Source organism: Streptomyces sp. NPDC042346 (assembly GCF_055581845.1).
The window spans coordinates 395,378-417,989 of the sequence record NZ_JBVJEH010000003.1; the positions used below are offsets into that span (position 1 = coordinate 395,378).

General features: G+C 72.1%; 20 protein-coding genes. 14 read left to right on the forward strand and 6 right to left on the reverse strand.

Annotated features, from left to right (window positions below):
• The first annotated feature begins 41 nt into the window (after positions 1-41).
• The 5 genes from ACZ6K0_RS15385 to ACZ6K0_RS15405 all read left to right on the forward strand — a co-directional run bounded on the left by ACZ6K0_RS15385 (position 42) and on the right by ACZ6K0_RS15405 (position 4,526).
• Positions 42-1,172 carry a carbohydrate kinase family protein gene (locus ACZ6K0_RS15385; protein ID WP_469233495.1) on the forward strand — a complete coding sequence of 377 codons (1,131 nt, stop codon included), beginning with the start codon at positions 42-44 and terminating at the stop codon, positions 1,170-1,172.
• Between the two features lie 105 nt (positions 1,173-1,277).
• Positions 1,278-2,357, forward strand: coding sequence for a PhoH family protein (locus ACZ6K0_RS15390; RefSeq protein ID WP_376406024.1), 1,080 nt, complete (start codon positions 1,278-1,280; stop codon positions 2,355-2,357).
• A gap of 12 nt (positions 2,358-2,369) precedes the next feature.
• Positions 2,370-2,867: an rRNA maturation RNase YbeY gene (gene ybeY / locus ACZ6K0_RS15395; RefSeq protein ID WP_376406026.1), complete on the forward strand. Its 498-nt coding sequence runs from the start codon at positions 2,370-2,372 to the stop codon at positions 2,865-2,867.
• A 4-nt stretch (positions 2,868-2,871) separates the two neighbouring features.
• Complete coding sequence (locus ACZ6K0_RS15400; RefSeq protein WP_376406029.1) at positions 2,872-4,167, forward strand: hemolysin family protein; 1,296 nt, start codon at positions 2,872-2,874, stop codon at positions 4,165-4,167.
• A gap of 5 nt (positions 4,168-4,172) precedes the next feature.
• Positions 4,173-4,526, forward strand: a complete 354-nt coding sequence (locus ACZ6K0_RS15405; RefSeq protein ID WP_267043557.1) for an MmcQ/YjbR family DNA-binding protein — start codon at positions 4,173-4,175, stop codon at positions 4,524-4,526.
• Positions 4,527-4,542: 16 nt separating this feature from the next.
• Here ACZ6K0_RS15405 and ACZ6K0_RS15410 read toward each other — a convergent pair whose 3' ends face one another.
• The gene (locus ACZ6K0_RS15410) at positions 4,543-5,949 is read right to left on the reverse strand and encodes an MFS transporter (RefSeq protein WP_376406031.1); all 1,407 of its coding nucleotides are present in this window, start codon (positions 5,947-5,949) and stop codon (positions 4,543-4,545) included.
• Between the two features lie 225 nt (positions 5,950-6,174).
• Here ACZ6K0_RS15410 and ACZ6K0_RS15415 point away from each other — a divergent pair, with 225 nt between their 5' ends.
• The 6 genes from ACZ6K0_RS15415 to era all read left to right on the forward strand — a co-directional run bounded on the left by ACZ6K0_RS15415 (position 6,175) and on the right by era (position 11,896).
• A complete protein-coding gene (locus ACZ6K0_RS15415; protein ID WP_469233822.1) occupies positions 6,175-6,996 on the forward strand; it encodes a helix-turn-helix transcriptional regulator in 822 nt (273 codons plus the stop codon).
• A gap of 193 nt (positions 6,997-7,189) precedes the next feature.
• Positions 7,190-7,552: a cytidine deaminase gene (locus tag ACZ6K0_RS15420; protein ID WP_469233494.1), complete on the forward strand. Its 363-nt coding sequence runs from the start codon at positions 7,190-7,192 to the stop codon at positions 7,550-7,552.
• Between the two features lie 209 nt (positions 7,553-7,761).
• Positions 7,762-8,241 (forward strand): hypothetical protein, encoded by a 480-nt coding sequence (locus ACZ6K0_RS15425; protein ID WP_376406035.1) that lies wholly within the window; start codon positions 7,762-7,764, stop codon positions 8,239-8,241.
• 219 nt (positions 8,242-8,460) lie between these two features.
• Positions 8,461-9,795: a beta-xylosidase gene (locus ACZ6K0_RS15430; RefSeq protein WP_376406037.1), complete on the forward strand. Its 1,335-nt coding sequence runs from the start codon at positions 8,461-8,463 to the stop codon at positions 9,793-9,795.
• 116 nt (positions 9,796-9,911) lie between these two features.
• Positions 9,912-10,883 carry a DUF916 domain-containing protein gene (locus tag ACZ6K0_RS15435; protein WP_469228808.1) on the forward strand — a complete coding sequence of 324 codons (972 nt, stop codon included), beginning with the start codon at positions 9,912-9,914 and terminating at the stop codon, positions 10,881-10,883.
• Positions 10,884-10,945: 62 nt separating this feature from the next.
• Positions 10,946-11,896, forward strand: coding sequence for a GTPase Era (gene era, locus ACZ6K0_RS15440; RefSeq protein ID WP_376406041.1), 951 nt, complete (start codon positions 10,946-10,948; stop codon positions 11,894-11,896).
• A 20-nt stretch (positions 11,897-11,916) separates the two neighbouring features.
• On the opposite strand, the gene ACZ6K0_RS15445 is transcribed toward era, so the two are convergent.
• Complete coding sequence (locus ACZ6K0_RS15445; protein WP_376406043.1) at positions 11,917-12,180, reverse strand: protealysin inhibitor emfourin; 264 nt, start codon at positions 12,178-12,180, stop codon at positions 11,917-11,919.
• Positions 12,181-12,211: 31 nt separating this feature from the next.
• Positions 12,212-13,276 carry a M4 family metallopeptidase gene (locus ACZ6K0_RS15450; protein WP_376406045.1) on the reverse strand — a complete coding sequence of 355 codons (1,065 nt, stop codon included), beginning with the start codon at positions 13,274-13,276 and terminating at the stop codon, positions 12,212-12,214.
• Between the two features lie 295 nt (positions 13,277-13,571).
• Between ACZ6K0_RS15450 and leuA the strand changes: the two genes are divergently transcribed.
• The 3 genes from leuA (at position 13,572) to ACZ6K0_RS15465 (ending at position 17,808) form a co-directional block, all read left to right on the forward strand.
• The gene (leuA, locus tag ACZ6K0_RS15455) at positions 13,572-15,335 is read left to right on the forward strand and encodes a 2-isopropylmalate synthase (protein WP_469228805.1); all 1,764 of its coding nucleotides are present in this window, start codon (positions 13,572-13,574) and stop codon (positions 15,333-15,335) included.
• 251 nt (positions 15,336-15,586) lie between these two features.
• The gene (locus ACZ6K0_RS15460; RefSeq protein WP_469228803.1) at positions 15,587-16,984 is read left to right on the forward strand and encodes a choice-of-anchor A family protein; all 1,398 of its coding nucleotides are present in this window, start codon (positions 15,587-15,589) and stop codon (positions 16,982-16,984) included.
• Positions 16,985-17,115: 131 nt separating this feature from the next.
• Positions 17,116-17,808: a TerB family tellurite resistance protein gene (locus ACZ6K0_RS15465; protein ID WP_376406051.1), complete on the forward strand. Its 693-nt coding sequence runs from the start codon at positions 17,116-17,118 to the stop codon at positions 17,806-17,808.
• Positions 17,809-17,829: 21 nt separating this feature from the next.
• Here the strand turns inward: ACZ6K0_RS15465 and ACZ6K0_RS15470 are convergent, their stop codons facing one another.
• The 3 genes from ACZ6K0_RS15470 to ACZ6K0_RS15480 form a co-directional block, all read right to left on the reverse strand.
• Positions 17,830-19,203 carry an FAD-binding oxidoreductase gene (locus tag ACZ6K0_RS15470; protein WP_469228800.1) on the reverse strand — a complete coding sequence of 458 codons (1,374 nt, stop codon included), beginning with the start codon at positions 19,201-19,203 and terminating at the stop codon, positions 17,830-17,832.
• 111 nt (positions 19,204-19,314) lie between these two features.
• Positions 19,315-21,120 carry a LuxR C-terminal-related transcriptional regulator gene (locus ACZ6K0_RS15475; protein WP_469228798.1) on the reverse strand — a complete coding sequence of 602 codons (1,806 nt, stop codon included), beginning with the start codon at positions 21,118-21,120 and terminating at the stop codon, positions 19,315-19,317.
• 77 nt (positions 21,121-21,197) lie between these two features.
• A complete protein-coding gene (locus tag ACZ6K0_RS15480) occupies positions 21,198-22,568 on the reverse strand; it encodes an FAD-dependent oxidoreductase (protein WP_376406057.1) in 1,371 nt (456 codons plus the stop codon).
• Positions 22,569-22,612: the final 44 nt, after the last annotated feature.

Below are 22,612 nucleotides of genomic sequence, written 5' to 3' on the forward strand. Positions count from 1 at the left end.
CGGGCACACTGAGCTGATCCGCACCAGTTCGGGGAGCCGCCGTGAGCACAGCAAGGGGAGACAAGCCGCAACACCACGCCGGGGTCGACCCGTTGGTGTGCCTGCGCGAGCCCACCGACCCCGACTGCGACGTCTTCCTGACGGGCACGGTCTTCCTCGACATCATCTTCACGGGCCTCGACAGCGCCCCCGTCCGCGGCACCGAGTCCTGGGCCCGCGGCATGGGCTCCAGCCCCGGCGGCGTCGCCAACATGGCCACCGCCCTCGCCCGCCTCGGCCTGCGCACCTCCCTCGCCGCCGCCTTCGGCGACGACCACTACGGCGAGTACTGCTGGGACGCCCTGGAGCAGGGCGAGGGCATCGACCTGACGCTCTCCCGCACCGTCCCCGGCTGGCACTCCCCGGTGACCGTCTCCATGGCCTACGAGGGCGAGCGCACGATGGTCTCCCACGGCCACGAGGCCCCGCCCGACGTCGACGCCGCCGCCGGCGCCCTGCCCGCCTACCCGCCGCACGCCCGCGCCGCCGTCGCCTCCCTCGTCCCCGGCCGCAGCGAGGAGTGGGTCGCCCAGGCCGCCCGCGGCGGCGCCAAGGTCTTCGCCGACGTCGGCTGGGACGACACCGGCCAGTGGGACCTCGCGGGCCTCACCGACCTGGAGCACTGCGAGGCCTTCCTGCCCAACGCCGCCGAGGCCATGCGGTACACCCGCACCGACTGCCCCCGGGCCGCCGCCCGCGCCCTCGCCGACAAGGTCCGCTACGCCGTGGTCACCCTCGGTGCCGAGGGCGCCTACGCCGTCGACGGCGCCACCGGCGAGACCGCCGAGGTCCCCGCCATCCAGGTCTCCGCCCTCGACCCGACCGGCGCAGGGGACGTCTTCGTCGCCGGCTTCGTCACCGGCACCCTCGCCGACTGGCCCCTCGCCGACCGGCTCGCCTTCGCCGGCCTCACCGCCGCCCTCTCCGTCCAGGAGTTCGGCGGCTCGCTCTCCGCCCCCACCTGGGGCGAGATCGCCGCCTGGTGGCAGCACGTCCAGGGCCACGCCAAACAGGACCCCGAGGCGCTGCGCGGCCGGTACGCCTTCCTGGAGCGGCTCCTGCCGGCCCCCGCGCGTCCCTGGCCGCTGCGCCGGGCGGTACCGACGATCGGCTTCCGTGCGGCCGCTTCGTAAATCCCTTCGGCCGGTCGCCGCCAGGTCGTAGGCTTGGAAGTCGAGAGGTTGTCGAGCAGCGAGAACCCTGCAACGGGAGGTATGTGCAGGCCACAGTGCCGGCCCATGACGCAGACACCCACAGCCCACGACGGAGCGTCCCTCGACGGGACGACCGACCAGGCCCGCGCCCACTTCACCGTCCCCGCGAAGCATCCGATGGTGAACCTGCTGGGCTCCGGTGACGCGCTTCTCCGCGTCATCGAGAAGTCCTTCCCGCGGGCCGACATCCATGTCCGGGGCAACCAGGTCAGCGCGGTCGGGGACGCGGCGGAAGTCGCCCTGATACAGCGCCTGTTCGACGAGATGATGCTGGTGCTCCGCACCGGTCAGCCGATGACGGAGGACGCAGTGGAACGTTCGATCGCCATGCTCAGGGCGAGCGACAACGGATCGGCGGACGGCGGCGAGACCCCCGCCGAGGTGCTCACGCAGAACATCCTCTCCAGCCGGGGCCGCACGATCCGCCCCAAGACGCTCAACCAGAAGCGGTACGTCGACGCGATCGACAAGCACACGATCGTCTTCGGCATCGGACCCGCCGGTACCGGCAAGACCTACCTCGCCATGGCCAAGGCGGTCCAGGCCCTGCAGTCCAAGCAGGTCACCCGGATCATCCTGACCCGGCCCGCCGTCGAGGCGGGCGAGCGGCTCGGCTTCCTGCCCGGCACGCTCTACGAGAAGATCGACCCGTACCTGCGCCCGCTCTACGACGCGCTGCACGACATGCTCGACCCCGACTCGATCCCCAAGCTCATGGCGAGCGGGACGATCGAGGTCGCGCCGCTGGCCTACATGCGAGGCAGGACGCTCAACGACGCGTTCATCATCCTCGACGAGGCGCAGAACACGAACCCCGAGCAGATGAAGATGTTCCTCACCCGCCTCGGCTTCGACTCGAAGATCGTCATCACCGGTGACGTCACCCAGGTCGACCTGCCGAACGGCACGAAGAGCGGTCTTCGTCAGGTCCGCGACATCCTGGACGGTGTCCCGGACGTCGCCTTCTCGACGCTCACGTCGCAGGATGTCGTCCGGCACAAGCTCGTCGGCCGTATCGTCGACGCGTACGAGCAGTACGACCTCCGCACCGAGAGCCGCGACGAAAGCCGCGGCGAGCACCGGCGCGGCCGTAACGGGAAGTAGAACGCAGAACACATGTCGATCGACGTCAACAACGAGTCCGGTACCGAGGTCGACGAGCAGGCGATCCTCGACGTCGCCCGCTACGCGCTCGCGCGCATGCGCATCCACCCCCTCTCCGAGCTCTCGGTGATCGTCGTGGACGCGGAGGCGATGGAGCAGCTCCACATCCAGTGGATGGACCTGCCCGGACCGACGGACGTCATGTCCTTCCCGATGGACGAGCTGCGTCCGCCGGCGAAGGACGACCAGGAGCCCCCGCAGGGGCTCCTCGGCGACATCGTGCTCTGCCCCGAGGTCGCCACCCAGCAGGGCAAGGACGCGCCGACGGAGCACTCCATGGACGAGGAGCTCCAGCTCCTCACCGTCCACGGGGTGCTCCACCTCCTCGGGTACGACCACGAGGAGCCCGAGGAGAAGGCCGAGATGTTCGGCCTCCAGGCGGCGATCGTCGACGGCTGGCGTGCGGAGAAGGGCCTCACCGGCCCGTCCCCCGCGCCGACCGTCTCCTGACCCGATGGACGTCTCGCTGATCCTCGGCGCGGTCGCCCTGGTCGTCGTCGCCTGGCTCGCCGCCTGCGCCGAGGCCGGTCTCGCCCGCGTCTCCAGCTTCCGCGCCGCCGAGGCCGTACGGTCCGGGCGGCGCGGGGCCGAGAAGCTCTCCCAGATCGCCGCCGACCCGACCCGCTATCTCAACGTGGCGCTGCTCGTCCGCGTCGCCTGCGAGATGGCGGCCGGCGTCCTCGTCACGTACGCCTGCCTGGAGGCCTTCCCCGAGACCTGGGAAGCGCTGCTCGTCGCCATCGCCGTCATGGTCCTCGTCTCGTACGTGGCCGTCGGCGTCTCGCCGCGCACGATCGGCCGCCAGCACCCGCTGAACACGGCGACCGCCGCCGCGTACGTCCTGCTGCCGCTCGCCCGGATCATGGGGCCGATCCCGCAGCTGCTGATCCTCATCGGCAACGCGCTGACGCCCGGCAAGGGCTTCCGCAAGGGTCCCTTCGCCTCCGAGGCCGAGCTGCGGGCCATGGTCGACCTCGCCGAGCAGGAGTCGCTCATCGAGGACGAGGAGCGCCGCATGGTGCACTCCGTCTTCGAGCTCGGCGACACGCTCGTCCGCGAGCTCATGGTGCCGCGCACCGACCTCGTCTGCATCGAGCGGTACAAGACGATCCGTCAGGCCCTCACGCTCGCGCTGCGCTCCGGTTTCTCCCGGATCCCGGTCACCGGCGAGAACGAGGACGACATCGTCGGCATCGTGTACCTGAAGGACCTCGCCCGCAAGACGCACATCAACCGCGAGTCCGAGGCGGACCTCGTGTCGACCGCGATGCGGGCCGCCGCCTTCGTCCCCGACACGAAGAACGCAGGCGACCTGCTGCGCGAGATGCAGCAGGAGCGCAACCACGTCGCCGTCGTCATCGACGAGTACGGCGGCACGGCCGGCATCGTCACCATCGAGGACATCCTCGAAGAGATCGTCGGCGAGATCACCGACGAGTACGACCGCGAGCTGCCGCCCGTCCAGGACCTGGGCGAGGGCAGCCACCGCGTCACCGCCCGCCTCGACATCGGGGACCTCGGCGAGCTGTACGGCTTCGGTCCCGACGAGTACGACGACGAGGACGTGGAGACCGTCGGCGGACTGCTCGCCAAGGCCCTCGGCCGCGTGCCGATCGCCGGCGCGAAGGCGGTCGTGGAGCTGCCGGACGGCCGCTCGCTGCGGCTCACGGCCGAGTCCCCGGCCGGCCGCCGGAACAAGATCGTCACCGTGCTCGTGGAACCGCTGGAACCGCAGGAAACCGAGGAGTAGCCCGCATGACCCCCGAGCAGCTGCGCGCCTTCTGCCTGGACTTCAACGACGCGACGGAGGAGTTCCCCTTCGGCCCGGACGTCTCCGTCTTCAAGGTCGCCGGGAAGCTGTTCGCGCTGTCGTGGCTCGACGCCGAGCCGTTGCGGGTCAACCTCAAGTGCGACCCGGACGAGGCCGTACGCCTCCGCGAGGAGCACCCGGCCGTCGCCCCCGGCTATCACATGAACAAGCGCCACTGGAACACGGTGACCGTCGGAGAGCTCCCGGACCGGATGGTCCGGGAGCTCGTCGAGGACTCGTACGACCTCGTCGTCGCCGGTCTCCCCAAGGCGGTACGGCTCCGCCTCGACAGGCCCTAGGGCCTGACCGCCCAGGTCAGGAGCGTCGGCGCAGGCCGAGGGCGACGAGCACCGCAGTGCCGAGCACGATCGCCGCGTCCAGGGCGAGGACCGTGCGGACACCGCCGAACAGATCCCCGCCCGTGGTCGCGAGCACCCCGAGCAGCGGGATCCCGATCGTGAGCCCGACCTGCTGGGTGGTCGTCACCAGCCCGGTCGCCAGACCCTGCTCCTCGTCCGGGACGCCGGAGGTGACGATCAGTCCGTACGAGATGATCGCGCCCAGGTGGAACATGCAGGCCAGCGAGGCCGCGACCGTCGCCAGGAGCACGCCCGAGTCCCGCCCGACCCCGAGGATCGCGGCCGTCAGCAGGCCCTGCCCGGCGAGCGAGCCGACCAGGACGCGGCGGGCGCCGAACCGGCCGATCACCTTCGGCGCGAGCATCCCGGCCACGACCGCGAAGACCCCCTGCACACCGAAGACGAGACCGGTGGCGAACGGCGAGAGCTCCAGCGTCTCCTGGAGGTACAGGGTCAGGACGAAGACGACGGTCGACATCATCGAGAAGGTGATCAGCCCGCCCAGGTTGCCGAAGGCGACCGTGCGCCGCCGCAGCATCGGCAGCGACACCAGCGGGGCCGCGTGCCGGGACTCGACCCGGACGAAGACCGCGAGCAGCAGCAGCCCCGCCACCAGTGTGACCTGCACGTCCGTACGGCCGAAGCCGTGCTCGGCGGCCGTCGACAGGGAGTAGATCAGGGCGAGCAGACCACCGGTGACGGTGACCGCGCCCGGCACGTCGAGCCGGGGCCGCTCGGGGGTGCGGGACTCGGGCAGCAGACCCGGCGCCAGCGGCAGCACGATCACGGTGAACAGGGCGAGCAGGCCCATCGTGGAGCGCCAGCCGAGGGTGTCGGTCATGACCCCGCCGAGCACCATGCCGACGGTGAAGCCCAGCGAGAGCAGGGTTCCGGAGATGCCGAGCGCCTTGTCCCGCAGCGGGCCCTCGGGGAACGTGGTCGTCAGGAGCGACATGCCCGTGGGCACGATCGCGGCGGCGCCGATGCCCTGGAGGGCGCGCCCGGTGAGGAAGGCCGTCGGGTTCCAGGCGAACGTGGCGAGCAGCGAGGCCGCGCCGAAGAGCGCGAGCCCGGCGAGGAAGAGCTTCTTGCGCCCGTAGAGGTCGCCGATCCGTCCGAAGAGGAGCAGGAAACCGCCGGAGGGCAGGGCGAAGGCGGTGACGGCCCACTGGAGGGCGGACTGGCTCAGGCCGAGGTCGGCGCCGAGGACGGGAAGGGCGACGTTCAGGACGGAGAAGTCGAGCGCCACCATGAACTGGGCGGCGCACAGGACGAAGAGGATGAGCCGGTTGCGGCCGGTGAGGGAGGCCGGGGCGGCCGGGGGAGCGGTGGGCGGAGCGGGGGGAGTGGTCGTCGTTGCCATGCCGACGACTCTCGGGCCACGGGAACACCGGTGGGGAGCGGGTACTTATCCTGTTGGTCGCACCACCAGGCACCACGCACCACCAGGCACCACGTACCACCAGGCACCACGCACCACGCACCACGAGTCACCACAGGCATCCAGGGGGAGGAAGCACACGTGGCCACCGCTCTTGAGAGCACCACCGCGAAGCAGCACCGCCTCGGCGAACTGCGCGAGTTCCTGATGAGCCGCCGGGCCCGGGTGAGCCCGGCCGAGGCCGGGCTCCCGGACGGCGGGGCGCGCCGGCGCACGCCGGGGCTGCGCCGCGAGGAGGTCGCGGTCCTCGCGGGCGTGGGGGTGTCCTGGTACCAGTGGCTGGAGCAGGGCCGCGACATCACGGTCTCGCCGCAGGTGCTGGACTCGGTGGCGCGCGTGCTGCGGCTGAGCCCGGCGGAGCGGCGCCATCTGTACGTCCTCGCGGCGCTCAACCCGCCGGCCCTGGAGGCCGCCCCGGAGGACCGGGACATGTGCCAGGGGCTGCGGCGGCTCATCGACACGTGGATGCCGTTCCCCGCGCACATCATGGACGCGTACTGGAACACGGTGCTCTACAACGACGCGGCGGCGATCGTGCTCGGGATGCGGCCGGAGACCCCGCAGAACTGCCTCGTCACCTTCTTCACCGACCCGCTGTACCGCTCGCGGTCGGTCCAGTGGGAGGAGCTCGCGCCCCGGGTCGTCGCCCAGTTCCGCTCGGCCTGCTCGGAGTGCCCGGACGACGAGGGGTTCCGGGCGGTCGTCGACGAGCTCAAGGAGCGGAGCCCGGAGTTCGCGGAGCTGTGGAAGCGGCGGGACATCCTGCCGGGCGGCCAGAACCGCAAGGAGCTGGAGCACCCGCTGGTCGGCACGCTCGTCGTCGAGGCCACCCAGCTCAGGGTCCCGGCCCGGCCGGACCTGGTCGTCGTCATGCACACCCCGCTCCCGGAGGCCGACACGGCCGCGAAGCTGGAGTGGCTGGTCTCCCCGGAGGGCCGCCGCGGGGCGATGTACCCGGTCGCGGGCTGAGGCGGTAGGGCCGCGGGCTGAGGCCGTACCGCCGTGGGCTGAGGCCGTAGGGCCGCTGGGTGAGACCGTGCGGCCGGGGGATGAGACGTGGCGGCCGCGGGGCGGGATCCCCCGGGGCCGTGGGGTGAGACCTGGGCGGCCGTGGGGTGAGACGGGGTCCGGGTGTTCCCCGGCCCCGACCTATGCTCGGGCCATGACACTCAGCAGCGTGCACGGCGACCTCGGCGCCGAGGACCTCAAGATCATCACCCTGGCGCGCAGCGCCCGCGCGCGCAACGGCGTGCCCGAGGGGGCGGCCGTACGGGACGAGACCGGGCGGACGTACGTGGCGGGGACCGTGGAGCTGGAGTCGCTCAAGCTGAGCGCGCTGCAGACCGCGGTGGCGATGGCGGTGGCCAGCGGCGCCCAGTCCCTGGAGGCGGCGGCCGTCGTCTCGACCTCCGAGGCGGCCTCGGCGGCGGACCGCGCGGCCGTACGGGATCTCGGCGGCCCGGAGACGCCGGTGCTGCTCGCCGGTCCCGACGGGCAGCTGCGCGAGGCAGTGACCGCCGGCTGAGGGGCCGGAACAGGACATCGAGCGACTTCGAGGGCCCGGCGGGAAGCCGGGCCCTTGCGCGTTTGTGAAGGATCACCGCATCTTCTCTTGCCTTCCCTGGCGGTCTGCGTCTCAATGAGCATCGGTTCGCCCGACGGACCGTCAGGTATTCGCCATTCACGCAGTGTCCGCACCCCTGCGTTCGTCATCGGAAGGGGTTCGAACTCGCCATGAGAAGCAGAAGCACCTTAGGGACGGTCGCGGTACTCACCGGAGCGCTCGCCGCCGCCGGACTCGCCTTCGCCCCCTCGGCCGGAGCCGTCGCGCCGGGATCCGCCACGGCGCAGTACGACTGCGGCAGCTGGGGCGGCGGCACCGCCAACATCACCGCGACCCAGAGCGGCACGTCCGCGACCATGACGATCAGCACGGCCGTCACGACGCCGATCGCCGTCGGTGCCGACCAGATCAACGCCACGCTGACGCTGGCCAAGGCGGGCGGCGGCACCCGGGTCTTCACCGGAAAGAAGAACCCGGCGGTCGGTGCCGGTCAGCCCGTCACCATCGGGCCCCTGAGCGGGACCGTGGCCTCGGGCGACAGCCTCAACTCGTACTTCGCGGGTGTCGCCCTCAAGATGGTGATCTTCGGGGTCACGGTGAACTGTGACGCCGTGACGTCGCAGTCGCCGGGACCGTTCGTCTTCAGCTGAGCCGCCCTGCTCCACCCCTGACCGGTGTCGCCGATGGCGGCACCGGTCTCCGGCGTGTTCAGGGGGGTTTGGCGGTAGGTCTGACCTGCGGATACGCGAGAGCTCGCCGATCTTGACAGAATCTGATGGGTCATCAGTCGGTGGTTTTCGATTCCATTGACTTCTCTCCCCCCGCAGCCGTCAATGGCGCCCTCTCATCCCTCAGGAGGGGGCCCACACATGGCACTCACCCGATCCCGGGCGGCGACCCGAAGACGGCGCTGGACCGCCGTCCTCGGCGCCGGCGCCCTCGCGGTCGCCGCAGGCGGCGCCATCGCCGCTCCGGCCCACGCGATCGCCGTCTCCACCCCGGTGGAATTCCAGACGCGGTGCGTCCCGCCGCCGATCGCCGGCATCCCGCCCATCACGGGCACCACGACCGCCGACATCACGGTCGACAAAACCGCGCCCAAGGTCGGCGACACGGTGACGGTGACCTACACGATCACCAAGCCCGCCGCGTCGAACCCCGTCGACCTCGCGCTCCCGGCCGACATCATGACCCCGAGCGGAAAGGTCGTCCTCGGCGGCGCCCAGACCGGCGCGGTCAGCGTCACGGGACCCAAGAAGAACCCGCCCATCCCGGGCAAGGGCGCCTTCCCGGCCTTCTCCATGACCGGTACGTTCACGGTCACCCAGCCCGGATCGATCACCCTCTCGCCGGGCGACTACAACATCCACACCAGCTACCTCATGGAGCTGGACACCCCCTGTACGGTGCTCGACCCGCCCGCCCCGGTCTCCGAGACGGTCGTCGCGAGCCCCGTCACCAGCCCCAACACCCGGACGCTCCAGCTCGACAGCGCCACCGGTGACCCCGGGGTCCGGGTGACCGTCACCGGCGCCAAGTTCACCCCGCTCACCGAGGTCACCGTCGTCGGCCGGGCCGGCGGGGCGGAGACCGCCGACAAGATGACCGTCACGACCGACAGCGAGGGCGGGTTCGCCGCGCGCCTGAAGGTCAACGACGCGGCGACCACCGGTGTCGTGGCGTACGAGGGCACGGCCTGGGATCCCGAGAAGGGCGCGGGCCCCGTCGCGTACAAGGTCGTCGTGCCGGCCCCGCCGAACAGCCAGACGATCACCGCGGCCGTCACGGCGGGCGAGCTCTCCATGAGTCAGGCGGGGGACGCCGTCGAGCTGACCTCGGTCGACTTCGGGCAGGGCGGCGCGGCCACCGGCGACCTGAAGACGGTGACGGTCAAGGACTTCCGCGGCGGCCCCGCGGGCTGGTCCCTGACCGGCAAGGTCACCGACTTCACCGGCCCCGGCGGCGCCATCGGCGCCGGGAACCTCAGCTGGACCCCTGCCTGCACCGCCAAGGCCGGCAGCCCCAGCACCTGCGCGGCCGGCTCGGCCGGTCCCGTCGGCAGCGGCGGCGCGACCCTCGCCTCCACGCCGAACGGCACCCTCACGGGCGGCGAGTTCACCGTCGACGCCCAGCTCTCCCTCGACGTCCCGGCGTTCACCGCGCCCGGCTCGTACGCGGGCGTGCTGACGCTGACCCTGTCCTGACCACCCGGCGGGGGGGGGGGGGGGGGCCCCCCCCCCCCCCCCCCCCCCCCCCCCCCGCGGCCCCCCCCCCCCCCCCCCCCCCCCCCCCCCCGCTCCGCACCCGGGGGTTCCGCACCGTGCGCAGCAAGCTTTCCGTGCTCCTCCTGAGCGCGCTCCTCGTGCTCCTCGGCGTCGCGCCGCAGGCCGCCGCCGCCGAGAACGGCGAGTGGGCCGTCTACCCGGCCGCCGCCAAACTCGGCAGCCGCCCGTACTTCTACCTCTCCGTCGACCCCGGCACCTCGCTCACCGACCGCGTCACCGTCACCAACAAGACGGCCGCCCCGCTCACCTTCCGGCTGTACGGCGCCGACGCCTACAACACCGACCGGGACGGCGGCTTCGCCGTCCGCACGCAGCGGGAGAAGCAGACCGGGGCCGGTGCCTGGATCAAGCCCGAGCGGACCCGGGTCACCGTCCCGCCGCGCTCCGCCGTCACCGTCCCGTACACGCTGACCGTCCCCGCCGACGCCGATCCCGGAGACCACCCCGGCGCCCTCGTCGCCCTCGACGAGCGGATCAGCCCGAGCGGGCAGGGCTCCGTCGCCATGGGCGTCCAGCGCGCGGTCGGCGCCCGCGTCTACCTCCGGGTCAACGGGCCGACCGTCCCCGCCCTCGCCGTGGAGGACGTCACCCTCGACCAGGACCGGCCGGTCGTCCCCGGCACCGGCGGGAGCAGCACCCTCGTCTCGTACACCCTCCACAACCGGGGCAACGTCACCCTCAACCCCAAGGTCGCCCTCAAGGCCGAGGGCGTCTTCGGCCGCACCCTCCTCGCCCGCGACCTGGCCGGGGTCCCCGCCGAGCTGCTGCCCCGCCAGAGGATCCGGCTCACCGCGCGGTGGAGCGGCTCCCCGCAGTTCGACTGGGGCGACGTGACGCTCACGGCCAGCGCGAAGGGCGTGAAGGAGACCGGGACGGTGTCCTTCCTCGCCCTGCCGTGGCTCGCCGGCGGGATCCTCCTCGTCGCGGCCGTGACGGGTTTCCTCGGCCTCCGGATGCACCGCCGCCGGGCCCTGAGCGAGCCCGGGACGGTCCCGGGCGAGGCCTGAGGACCCACTGAGCGAGGCCTGAGGACGTCCTGAGTGCGTGAGGCGGGCGCTCATCGGGGACAATGGCCCCCATGAGCGCTCGCAACCAAGAAACCGAAGCCGTCCACCGGGCCGGCTTCGCCTGCTTCGTCGGCCGCCCCAACGCGGGCAAGTCCACCCTCACGAACGCTCTGGTCGGCCAGAAGGTGGCCATCACCTCGAACCGGCCGCAGACCACCCGGCACACCGTCCGCGGCATCGTGCACCGCCCGGACGCGCAGCTGATCCTGGTCGACACCCCCGGCCTCCACAAGCCGCGCACCCTCCTCGGCGAGCGGCTCAACGACGTCGTGCGCACCACCTGGGCCGAGGTCGACGTGATCGGCTTCTGCCTGCCCGCCGACCAGAAGCTCGGCCCCGGCGACAAGTTCATCGTCAAGGAACTCGCCGCGATCAAGAAGACCCCCAAGGTCGCGATCATCACCAAGACCGACCTGGTCGACTCCAAGACGCTCGCCGAGCAGCTCATCGCCGTCGACCAGCTCGGCAAGGAGCTGGGCTTCGAGTGGCAGGAGATCATCCCGGTCTCGGCCGTCGGCGACAAGCAGGTCCAGCTCGTCGCGGACCTGCTCGTCCCGCTGCTCCCGGAGTCCCCGCCGCTCTACCCGGAGGGCGACCTCACGGACGAGCCTGAGCAGGTCATGGTCGCGGAGCTGATCCGCGAGGCCGCGCTCGAAGGCGTACGGGACGAGCTGCCGCACTCGATCGCGGTGGTCGTCGAGGAGATGATCCCGCGCGAGAACCGCCCGGCGGACCGGCCGCTGCTCGACATCCACGCCAACGTGTACATCGAGCGCCCCAGCCAGAAGGGCATCATCATCGGCCCCAAGGGCAGCCGCCTCAAGGAGGTCGGCATGAAGTCCCGCAAGCACATCGAGGCGCTCCTCGGCACCCCGGTCTTCCTCGACCTGCACGTGAAGGTCGCGAAGGACTGGCAGCGGGACCCGAAGCAGCTGCGCAAGCTGGGTTTCTAGCCCGTTCCGGGCGCCGGCTTCTAGGCGCCCTCCTTGAGGACCCTCGTGATGAGGGTCCTCTGCGCGTCCGTGAGGCGGGGGTCGCAGCAGCGGATCGTGCGGTCGTCGATCGTGATCTCGTACGCGAAGCCGTCCGGTACGCCCCGGCCCTCGTCGCTGCCCCCGTCGAGGACCTGCCCGGCGAGGGCGTGCAGGTCCCCGGCGTCGGGCCGGCCGGAGGTGTCCACCTCCGCCGACCGCTCGATTCCCGCGAAACCGCCCGTGCGCCGCACTCGAATCCGCATGGGACCTGTGTACCAGGCTCTGCCCGGCGGGTCAGTCGGTCGGCACGCCCACGGCCGCCCAGGCCTTCAGGACGGCCTGGATCTCCTCCCCGTCGCCGTACCGCGCCTTGGCCGCCGCCACCGTGGCCGCCGCGAACTCGGAGAAGCGGGTCTCGGGGGCGAGCGTCCCGCCGGTCATCACGTCGTACCAGATCTGCCCGGGCCGCTCCCAGGCGTTGCCGCCGAGCTCGGTCGCCGCCAGGTAGAAGGCGTGGTTGGGGATGCCCGAGTTGATGTGCACCCCGCCGTTGTCCCGGCTCGTGCGGACGTAGTCGTCCATGTGGCCGGGCTGCGGGTCCTTGCCGAGGACGTCGTCGTCGTACGCCGTGCCCGGGGCCTTCATCGAGCGCAGGGCCGCGCCCTCCACGTTCGGGTGGAAGAGGCCCTCGCCGATGAGCCAGTCGGCCTGGTCGGCCGTCTGGCCGTGCGCGTACTGCTTCACGAGCGAGCCGAAGACGTCCGAGACGGACTCGTTGAGGGCGCCGGACTGGCTGAAGTACTCCAGGTTCGCCGTGTACTGCGTGAAGCCGTGGGCCAGCTCGTGGCCGATGACGTCCACGGGCAGCGTGAAGTCGAGGAAGATCTCGTCGTCGCCGTCGCCGAACACCATCTGCTCGCCGTTCCAGAAGGCGTTGCCGTAGTTCTCGTCGTAGTGGACGGAGGCCAGCAGCGGCAGCCCGGCGCCGTCGATCGAGTCCCGGCCGAAGGCGTTCAGGAAGAGGTCGAAGGTGGCGCCGAGGCCCGCGTACGCCCGGTTGACGGTGGCGTCGGCGGTCGCCGCCTCGCCCTCGGCGCGGACCCGCGCGCCCGGCAGCTCGGTCCCGTGCGCGCAGTCGTACACCGTGCGGTGCGGACGGCCGACGTCGCCGGGGGCGAGCGTGGGCGCGCTGCCGGGCAGCGGCAGCACCCGGCTCGTACGGGCCGAGGCGTCCGCGATGAGGGTGCGGCGGGCGGCGGCGGCGACGGCCGGGTTCGAGGAGCGCGCCAGGTGCTCCAGGAGGTGCGGCGGGACGATCGAGCAGAAGACCGGGACGGAGTGGTGCGTCTGGGGAGTCATCCTCGCAATGTGGCACCGCGTGACGCCCCTGTCACGAGATGCGACGAGGATTGGCGAAATGGAGTGATGCGTCACGGATCAGCCTTGACGCGGGGCCCGTCCCGCATACTGAAACGGGACGTCCGCCTCCGGTGTCCCTCGGCTAAGCTGCGGCCATCATGCGTTTCGGGCTGCTTCTCCTTAGCTGCCGCGGCGAGGGCCTGTAGTCGTAGGCCGACCCCCTCCCCGCGGGACCTGGTGTTGCGTTCGACAGTCGGCCGTCCTTCTTGAAGCTGGACCCGAGGAGCCCAACGCAATGAGCCAGTCCCCCTTCGTCAGCCGCCCCACGCCGATCACCAACGCGACGCAGCTGCAGAAGCCGTCCGGGATGCCGATCCACAAGTACGGCCAGTACGAGGCCGTGCAGATCCCCGACCGCACCTGGCCCGAACAGCGGATCACCAAGGCCCCCCGCTGGCTGTCGACCGACCTGCGCGACGGCAACCAGGCGCTGATCGACCCGATGTCCCCGGCCCGCAAGCGCGAGATGTTCGACCTGCTGGTCCGCATGGGCTACAAGGAGATCGAGGTCGGCTTCCCGTCCTCCGGCGAGACCGACTTCGCGTTCGTGCGCTCCATCATCGAAGAGGGCGCGATCCCGGACGACGTCACCATCTCCGTACTGACCCAGGCCCGCGAGGACCTGATCGAGCGGACCGTGGAGTCCCTGGTCGGCGCCAAGCGCGCCACCGTCCACCTGTACAACGCCACCGCGCCCACCTTCCGCCGGGTCGTCTTCCGCGGCTCGAAGGAGCAGATCAAGCAGATCGCCGTGGACGGCACCCGTCTGGTGATGGAGTACGCGGAGAAGCTGCTCGACGAGCGCACCACCTTCGGCTACCAGTACAGCCCGGAGATCTTCACCGACACCGAGCTGGACTTCGCCCTGGAGGTCTGCGAGGCGGTCTGTGACGTCTGGCAGCCGGGCCCGGGCCGCGAGATCATCCTGAACCTGCCCGCCACCGTGGAGCGTTCGACGCCGTCCACGCACGCGGACCGCTTCGAGTGGATGTCCCGGAACCTGACCCGCCGCAAGTACATCTGCGTGTCGGTCCACCCGCACAACGACCGCGGTACGGCCGTGGCCGCGGCCGAGCTGGCCATCATGGCCGGCGCCGACCGCATCGAGGGCTGCCTGTTCGGCCAGGGCGAGCGCACCGGCAACGTCGACCTGGTCACCCTGGGCATGAACCTGTTCAGCCAGGGCGTCGACCCGCAGATCGACTTCTCGCAGATCGACGAGATCCGCCGCACGAGCGAGTACTGCAACCAGATGGAGGTCCACCCGCGCCACCCCTACGCGGGCGACCTGGTCTACACCGCCTTCTCCGGCTCCCACCAGGACGCCATCAAGAAGGGCTTCGACGCGATGGAGGCCGACGCGGCCGCCAAGGGCGTCACCGTCGACGACATCGAGTGGGCCGTGCCGTACCTGCCGATCGACCCGAAGGACGTCGGCCGCTCCTACGAGGCCGTCATCCGGGTCAACTCGCAGTCCGGCAAGGGCGGCATCGCGTACGTCCTGAAGAACGACCACAAGCTGGACCTGCCCCGCCGGATGCAGATCGAGTTCTCGAAGATCATCCAGCAGAAGACCGACAGCGAGGGCGGCGAGGTCACGCCGGCCGCGATCTGGGCCGTCTTCCAGGACGAGTACCTGCCCAACCCGGACAACGCCTGGGGCCGGATCCAGCTGCGCTCGGGCCAGACCACCTCCGACACGGACGGCACGGACACGCTGACCGTCGAGGCGGTCGTGGACGGCGCCGAGACCGTACTGGCCGGCTCCGGCAACGGCCCGATCTCGGCCTTCTTCGCCGCGCTGCAGTCGATCGGCGTGGACGCCCGCCTGCTGGACTACCAGGAGCACACGATGAGCGAGGGCGCCTCCGCGCAGGCCGCCTCGTACATCGAGTGCGCCATCGACGGCCAGGTCCTGTGGGGCATCGGCATCGACGCCAACACGACCCGCGCCTCGCTGAAGGCGGTCATCTCGGCGGTCAACCGCTCCGCCCGCTGACCCGACGGCGCACTGACCCGCGCTCTCCTGCCGCTGCCCCGCACCCTTCCTCCCGGAGGGTGCGGGGCAGCTCTGCTGTGTGAGCTGCGTCACGGTTTCAGGTTCGCTTAAGGAAGATCATGCCCTCATGTCGGAATCAGCGTCATATCAGGTGAGTTGACGGCACATCGGGGAATGACGGAAGGTCGGCTCGTCCCCTCGGACACTCCCCCCACGCGCCCCCTTCGCACCTCCCTGACCTGGAGTTTCGTATGCGCACGACCGCTGCTGTGGCCGCTGTCCTCGCGGTGACCGGCACGGCCCTCGCCTGGGCCCCCGCCGTCTCCGCCACCCCCGCCACGTCGTGCGCGACGCAGCCCCTCGGCACGGCCGGGCTCTACGCCGAGTTCGTCGAGAAGGACTCCGTCCGCCACTCCGACTCCGAGGGTGCGGTCGCGGTCGGCGGCGACGCCACCTTCGGCGACCCGCAGCGGCCGTCCGGCTTCTCGATCGGCCACAAGCTCACCGGCGCCGACCTCGCAAAGCTGCCCGGCGGCCACAGCCTCGTCGTCGGCGGCACGCTGTACGCGAACCAGGTCGTCCTGGACAACGGCACCGGCATCGCCGGCAAGGTCGTCGACCGCTCCACCCCGGGCCAGGGCTTCGGTGTCGACGGCGACAAGGTCAAGGAGGGCGGCTCGCCGACCTCCCCGATCGACTTCGCCAAGGAGTTCGCGGACCTCCGCGCGCTCTCCACCGGCTGGGCGGGCACCGCCCCCAACGGCACGGTCGCCGGCGACAAGGACTCCCAGGGCCTGTTCCTCACCGGTACGGACGCGAAGCTCAACGTCTTCGCCGTGGACGCCGCCGACCTGGAGAAGGCCCGGGCGATCACCCTCAAGGTCCCGGCCGGCTCCTCCACCCTCGTGAACGTCCTCGGCGCCTCGTACGACATGAACAAGTCCGCCACCTACGGCGTCTACTACCAGGGTGCGGACGGCTCGGCCCCGGTCATCGACGACTACCAGCTGGCGAGCGACGAGTTCCGGCAGATCCGCTCCAAGCTGCTGTGGAACTTCCCGCAGGCCGAGAGCGTGAAGAAGAACTACACCTCCTGGCCGGGCACGATCTTCGCCCCGAACGCCAAGGTCGAGATGGGCGGCGCGAACGTCGGCCCCGGCCACGTCAACGGCTCTGTCATCGCCGAGTCCCTGACGACCGTCCCGGGCGCCGAGACCCACCAGATGAACTTCACCGGCTGCCTCCCGAAGGAGACGACGCCGGGCCCGGTCGTCACCCCGGAGCCGCCGACGCCGACCGAGACGTCCGTCCCCACCCCGCCCGCGACCCCCGAGCCCACCCCGACCGACGACGGCGGGACGCCCACGACCCCGGAGACCCCGGGCGCCTCCGAGACGCCCGGCGCCTCCGCCTCCCCGTCGACCCCGGCAGCCACCCCCGACACCTCGGAGACCCCGGCCACCCCGGGAACCCCCGACGAGTCCACCACCGCCCCGGCCGGGACCCCGGCGCCGTCCGCCACCCCGGAGGGTGATCTCGCGACGACCGGTTCGGCCATCGGGCCCGGCACGATCGGTGCCGCGGCGGCCGCCGTCCTCGTCGGCGGAGGCTTCCTGGCCTTCGCAAAGCGTCGCCGCCGCGCCTCCTGAGGTTTCCCGCCGGATGACGTGTCTCGGCCATCTCCACGGCGATCTGCTGACGGGGTGCTGACGCCACATCAAGGATGTGGCTAACATCACGCCAACGCCGGCAGTGCAGCCGGGCCGTTGAGGAGGTGCGTGTGCGGTCTGCCCGGAATTCACGTGGTGGGAAAGTGGGCGTCTGCGGAATCCGCACCTCCTGGAACACGGTCGGAGACGGCGAGTTCTTCTGCGAGGAGTGCGGCGGCGACCGGAACTACCGGCGGCGCACCGGCCGCCGCAGGTTCGCCGTCCTCGGCGTCCCGGTCCTGCCCCGGGGCTGTACGGGCCCCGTCGTCGAGTGCGCGGCCTGTCACACGCACTTCGGTACGGAGGTCCTCGACCGTCCGACGACGAGCCGCTTCTCGGCGATGCTGCGGGACGGCGTGCACACCGTCGCCCTGGCCGTGCTCGCGGCCGGCGGCACCGACTCCCGCGAGGTCCTCGACCGGGCCGTGAGCGCGGTCCGGTCCGCCGGCTTCGCCGAGTGCACGGCCGTCCAGCTCGTCGACCTGGTCGAGGCCCTGGAGGCCGACACAGGGCGCTTCATGCCCGAGGTGAACCCGGAGGGCAGCCTCCTCGCGATCGAGCTCCACGAGGCGCTGGAGCCGCTCACCCCGCACCTGGCGCCCGCCGGCCGGGAGTCGATCCTGCTCCAGGCCGCCCGGATCGCCCTCGCCGACGGCGTCTACAGCCCTACCGAGATGGAGGTCCTCGGGACCGTCGGGAACGCGCTCGCGCTGGCCCCCGACGACACCGTCCGCCTCCTCACCTCGGCCCGGACAGTGCCGTAGGGCTCCCGTCAGGGCCTGGCGTCACGGCTGGATGTTCTGGTTGAGCCGGAACACGTTGTCGGGGTCGTACCGCCGCTTGACCGTCCGCAGCCGGTCGAAGTTCTGCCGGTAGTTGACCCGCACCCGGTCCTGGTCGTCGGCGTCCATGAAGTTCACGTAGCCGCCCTCCTCGGTGTGCGGGCGCAGCGCCTTGTCGTAGGCGCGGGTCCAGGCGATGTTCGCCTCCGCGTCCGCCGCGCCGGTCGACCAGGTCGCGCCGATGGAGTGCGAGAAGACGGCGTCCCGGTAGGCGAACGCGGTGTCCTCGGGTCCCACCTCGTGGCAGGCCCCGTCGATCGGGAAGATCGCGGTGTCCGACTCCATCGACGGCATCGTCCCGCCGTACGTCATGTGCGCGTCGATCGCGCCGTCCGTCAGCTCGCGACTGAAGTTGCCCTTCCAGTAGTGGAAGAGCCCCGGCGGCAGCTGCTCGTCGAAGACGGTGTTGATCACCGGGTACGGCATCCGCTCCATGAACCGGCCGACGACCGGGCCGAGCCCGTCGAGCCGGGCGAGGACCTTGTCGTCGTCCGCCGCCGCGCCGCTGAAGCAGGTGAACGCGGCGCAGATCGGGCGGCCGTGCCAGCGCTCCGGCAGGAACGGTTCCTCGGGGCCGAGCGCGATCACGAAGATCGTGTTGAGCTCGACCGGCGCGTCCTCGTTCATCCGCTGCCAGGCGCGGGCCACGTCCGGGCCGAGCGGGTAGCAGGTCAGGCCGCCGAAGACGTCCGACACCGGGTGCAGCCGGTACGCCAGCGAGACGGCGACCCCGAAGTTCCCGCCGCCGCCGCGCAGCGCCCAGTACAGGTCAGGGTGCCGCTCGGCGTCGCAGGAGACGAGCGTGCCCTCGGCGGTCACGACGTCCGCCGCGATCAGGTTGTCGCAGCTCAGCCCGCACCGGCGGGCCAGGTGCCCCATGCCGCCGCCGAGCGTCAGGCCGCCGACGCCGGTCGTGGAGATCACCCCGCCGGTGGTGGCGAGCCCGAAGGCGTGGGTGGCGTGGTCGAAGTCGCCCCAGGTGGCGCCGCCCTCGGCCCGGGCCGTACGGGCCTCCGGGTCGACGCGGACGCCCCGCATCCGGGACAGGTCGACCACGAGGCCGTCGTCCACGGTGCCGAACCCGGCGACCGAGTGGGAACCGCCGCGCACGGCCAGCGGGAGGGCGTGCTCCCGGGCGTACAGCACCGCCGCGATGACGTCGCCGGCGTCCACGGCATGGACGACGACGGCCGGGCGGCGGTCGTGCAGGGCGTTGTAGACCCGGCGGGACACGTCGTACGACGGGTCGCCACGGGCCACGACGGCGCCGCGCACGGCACCGCGAAGCGTGTCCAGGGGGTCGGTCGTGGTGGTCATGGTTCCGGTGTAGCCCGGCGGAGAGGGGTGGGGCATCGCCCGAACGGCCCATGTCCGCAGGGAGCGGGGGATGGGCCGTTCGCACCAGGACGGGTCGGAGCGGGTCGGGCGTCAGAGCAGGTCGTGGGCGTACGCGTAGGCCGTCGCGGCCGTGCGGGAGCCGACGCCGAGCTTGGCGAAGATGTTGTTCAGGTGCCGGGAGACCGTGTGCTCGCTGATCACGAGGGCGTGGGCGATGTCCTTGTTCGTCCCGCCCCCGGCGACCAGCCGCAGGACCTCCGCCTCGCGGGCGGTCAGGCCGCCCGGCAGCCGTCGCCGCTTCCCGCCGGAGAGCAGCGCCGCCGCGCGCCGGGCGTCGGGTACGGCCCCGAGCCGCTCGAACACCGTCCGCGCGGCGCCCAGCTCCAGCCGGGCCGCCTCCTCGTCGCCCACCGCCCGGTCCGCCGCCGCGAGCAGCATCCGCACCTGAGCGGCCTCGTACGGGACGCGGAGCTCCAGCCAGCCGGCGAGCGCCTGCCGCAGCAGCCGCAGCGCGGGGCTCGAGCGGGCCTCGGCCAGCGCGACGGCGCCCAGGGCGGTGTCGGCCGTCGCCCGCAGCAGCGGTACGTCCCCGGCCAGCGCGTCCAGCTCCCGCGCGGCCCGTGCGGCGCCCGGCACGTCCCGGACGGCGAGGGCCACCTCCGTACGGGCGGCGAGCAGCCGGGCCCGGCCCAGGAGGTCGTGGTGCGGGTCGCTCTGGCAGGCCAGGGCGAGGTCGACGCCCGCGACGGCCGTGTCGGCCCTGCCCTGGGCGAGGCGCAGCAGCGCGAGCCCGGGCTGCGGGACCCGGCCCAGCTCGTGGGCGTGCGCGTACGACGCTGCGGCCTCGTCGAGGCGGCCCTGCCGCCGCTGGACGTCCCCGGCGGCGTAGAACGCGGCGGCGGCCGACTCCAGGCAGTCCACCGGCACCTCCCGGCAGGCCTGCCGCGCCTCCTCCTCGGCGAGGGCCCAGGTGCCGAGGAGGTCGAGGACCTCGACGCGGTGGGCCCGGCAGACGCCCCGGAAGGGGTTCTCCCCGGAGGTCGGGGCCAGGGTCGGGGCCGGGGCCAGGGCGGGGGCGGCCGCCATGGTCTCCGGCTCCCGCCCCGACCCCGACCCCGGCCCCGACCCGGTCTCCGTATCCGGCCTCCGCTCCGCCGGGCGCCCCGTCCACGCGGGCGCGCACCACTCCATCGCCGCGTTCGTCCACTCCACGGCCCGCCCGAAGTCCGCCGCCTCCATGCACTGGGTGAGGGCCAGGCAGTACAGCCAGCCCGTGAACATGCTGCTCAGCTCGCCGGCGGTGACCGCACACATCGCGTCGTCGAGGAGGGCGAGGGCCTCGCTCCTGCGGCCGTGCGCGAGGAGCACGGAGGACTCGGCCTGGCGGCTGAGCGCGACGAGGTCGGGGCTGCCGGAGCGGACGGCGAGACGGGTCATGCGGCGCGCCGCGGCGAGGGCGGCGGCCCGGTCGCCGTGCTGTTCGGCCTCCTCCGCGTCCGTCCAGGCGAGGAAGCACTGCTCGGGGCAGGGCGGCAGGTCCTCCAGGTGGTGCCGGGCCCGGTGCAGCCAGCCCGCCGCCGCGGCGGGCCGCCCGAGGCTCGCGTACTCGTAGTGCAGCCACCAGGCGGCGAGCCCGGCGCCCCGGTGGTCACCGGCAGCGAGGAAGGCGGCGTGGGCGCGGAGGCGGGCGGTGACGGACTCGTCGATGTGCCCTGACCACCAGGCGGCGTCGGCGAGCACGGACAGGTCGTCGGCGGTCAGCGCGCGGGAGGGGTGCAGGTCGTGGGCGTGGAGCAGCGCGTACGCCTCGGCCCAGGACTCCCGGCCGGCCGCGTCCCGGGCGCGTTCGACCGCGTCGGTCGGATGAGCGGCGGTGTGCAGTGTGGGTGCGGACATGGCCTCGCCCCTTCCCGGTCCTTTCAGGGTAGGACCGGGAAGGGGCGAGGGCGCCCGCGGCTAGGACACGGAGGCGACTACTGGATCGCGCCGCTCGCGCGCAGCATGTCCTCGCGCTCGACGATCTTCACGCGCTCGCGGCCCTGCGGCTCGCCGAGCGCCTTCTCGGCGGCGTCCAGGGCGTACCAGCCCTCCCACGTCGTGTACGTGATGCCCTTCTCCTCCAGGAAGGACACGACCGCGTCCGTCTCCGGGGTGTCGGGCGTCAGCAGACGGCCGTTCGCGAAGTCGGCGAGGAGGTTCGCGACGGTCTCGTTGGCGTCGCCCTTGGTGTGGCCGATGAGGCCGACGGGGCCGCGCCGGATCCAGCCGGTGCAGTACGTGGAGGCCATGTGCTCGCCGGTCTCCTCGATGACCCGGCCGCCCTCGTCCGGGACGGTGCCGCTGGTGGCGTCCCAGGGGATCTTGGGCAGCTCGTCGGAGAGGTAGCCGACGGCGCGGTAGACGGCGGAGACGTCCCAGTCGGTGGTGGCGCCGGTGCCCTTGACGTTGCCGGTGCCGTCGAGCTCGGTGCGCTCGGTGCGGAGGCCGACGACCTTGCCGTCCTCGCCGAGGATCTCGACGGGCGACTCGAAGAAGTGCAGGAAGAGCTTGTGCGGGCGGTCGCCGACGTCGCGGATCGCCCAGTTCTCCAGGGTCTTGGCGACCATGTCGGTCTGCTTGTTCTTGCGCCGCTCGGCGATCGAGCCCTCGTCGTAGTCGATGTCCTCGGGGTTGACGATGACCTCGATGGTGGGGGAGTGGTCCAGCTCGCGCAGCTCCATGGGGCTGAACTTGGCCTGGGCCGGGCCGCGACGGCCGAAGACGTGGATCTCGACGGCCTTGTTGACCTTGAGCCCGTCGTAGACGTTCGCGGGGATCTCGGTCGGCAGCAGCTCGTCGCCGGTCTTGGCGAGGATGCGGGCGATGTCGAGGGCCACGTTGCCGACGCCGAGGACGGCGACCTTCTCGGCCTCCAGCGGCCAGGTGCGCGGGACGTCCGGGTGGCCGTCGTACCAGGAGGCGAAGTCGGCGGCGCCGTACGAGCCGTCCAGCTCGACGCCGGGGATCTTGAGTTCGCGGTCGGCCATGGCGCCGGTCGAGAAGATCACGGCGTCGTAGAAGGCGCGCAGGTCGTCGAGGTGGACGTCCGTGCCGTAGTCGACGTTGCCGAAGAGGCGGACCTGCGGCTTGTCGAGGACCTGGTGGAGGGCGTTGACGATGCCCTTGATCCGGGGGTGGTCGGGGGCGACGCCGTAGCGGATGAGGCCGAAGGGGGCCGGCATCCGCTCGAAGAGATCGATGGACACGCCCGGTTCGGCGGCGGCCTCGGACTTCAGCAGCGCATCGGCGGCGTAGATTCCGGCGGGGCCGGCGCCGACGATCGCGACCCGGAGGGGGCGGGGCATGACGGGTTTCCCTTCGCAAGCGACGTGGCGGCGAGGCCGCCGAC

Coding starts and splice junctions, on each gene's coding strand:
- ACZ6K0_RS15390 (WP_376406024.1), top strand. CDS start 1,278: ATGACGCAGACACCCACAGCCCACGACGGAGCGTCCCTCGACGGGACG.
- ybeY (WP_376406026.1), top strand. CDS start 2,370: ATGTCGATCGACGTCAACAACGAGTCCGGTACCGAGGTCGACGAGCAG.
- ACZ6K0_RS15400 (WP_376406029.1), top strand. CDS start 2,872: ATGGACGTCTCGCTGATCCTCGGCGCGGTCGCCCTGGTCGTCGTCGCC.
- ACZ6K0_RS15405 (WP_267043557.1), top strand. CDS start 4,173: ATGACCCCCGAGCAGCTGCGCGCCTTCTGCCTGGACTTCAACGACGCG.
- ACZ6K0_RS15410 (WP_376406031.1), bottom strand. CDS start 5,949: ATGGCAACGACGACCACTCCCCCCGCTCCGCCCACCGCTCCCCCGGCC.
- ACZ6K0_RS15415 (WP_469233822.1), top strand. CDS start 6,175: ATGAGCCGCCGGGCCCGGGTGAGCCCGGCCGAGGCCGGGCTCCCGGAC.
- ACZ6K0_RS15420 (WP_469233494.1), top strand. CDS start 7,190: ATGACACTCAGCAGCGTGCACGGCGACCTCGGCGCCGAGGACCTCAAG.
- ACZ6K0_RS15425 (WP_376406035.1), top strand. CDS start 7,762: ATGAGAAGCAGAAGCACCTTAGGGACGGTCGCGGTACTCACCGGAGCG.
- ACZ6K0_RS15430 (WP_376406037.1), top strand. CDS start 8,461: ATGGCACTCACCCGATCCCGGGCGGCGACCCGAAGACGGCGCTGGACC.
- era (WP_376406041.1), top strand. CDS start 10,946: ATGGCCCCCATGAGCGCTCGCAACCAAGAAACCGAAGCCGTCCACCGG.
- ACZ6K0_RS15445 (WP_376406043.1), bottom strand. CDS start 12,180: ATGCGGATTCGAGTGCGGCGCACGGGCGGTTTCGCGGGAATCGAGCGG.
- ACZ6K0_RS15450 (WP_376406045.1), bottom strand. CDS start 13,276: ATGACTCCCCAGACGCACCACTCCGTCCCGGTCTTCTGCTCGATCGTC.
- leuA (WP_469228805.1), top strand. CDS start 13,572: ATGAGCCAGTCCCCCTTCGTCAGCCGCCCCACGCCGATCACCAACGCG.
- ACZ6K0_RS15460 (WP_469228803.1), top strand. CDS start 15,587: ATGCGCACGACCGCTGCTGTGGCCGCTGTCCTCGCGGTGACCGGCACG.
- ACZ6K0_RS15470 (WP_469228800.1), bottom strand. CDS start 19,203: ATGACCACCACGACCGACCCCCTGGACACGCTTCGCGGTGCCGTGCGC.
- ACZ6K0_RS15475 (WP_469228798.1), bottom strand. CDS start 21,120: ATGTCCGCACCCACACTGCACACCGCCGCTCATCCGACCGACGCGGTC.
- ACZ6K0_RS15480 (WP_376406057.1), bottom strand. CDS start 22,568: ATGCCCCGCCCCCTCCGGGTCGCGATCGTCGGCGCCGGCCCCGCCGGA.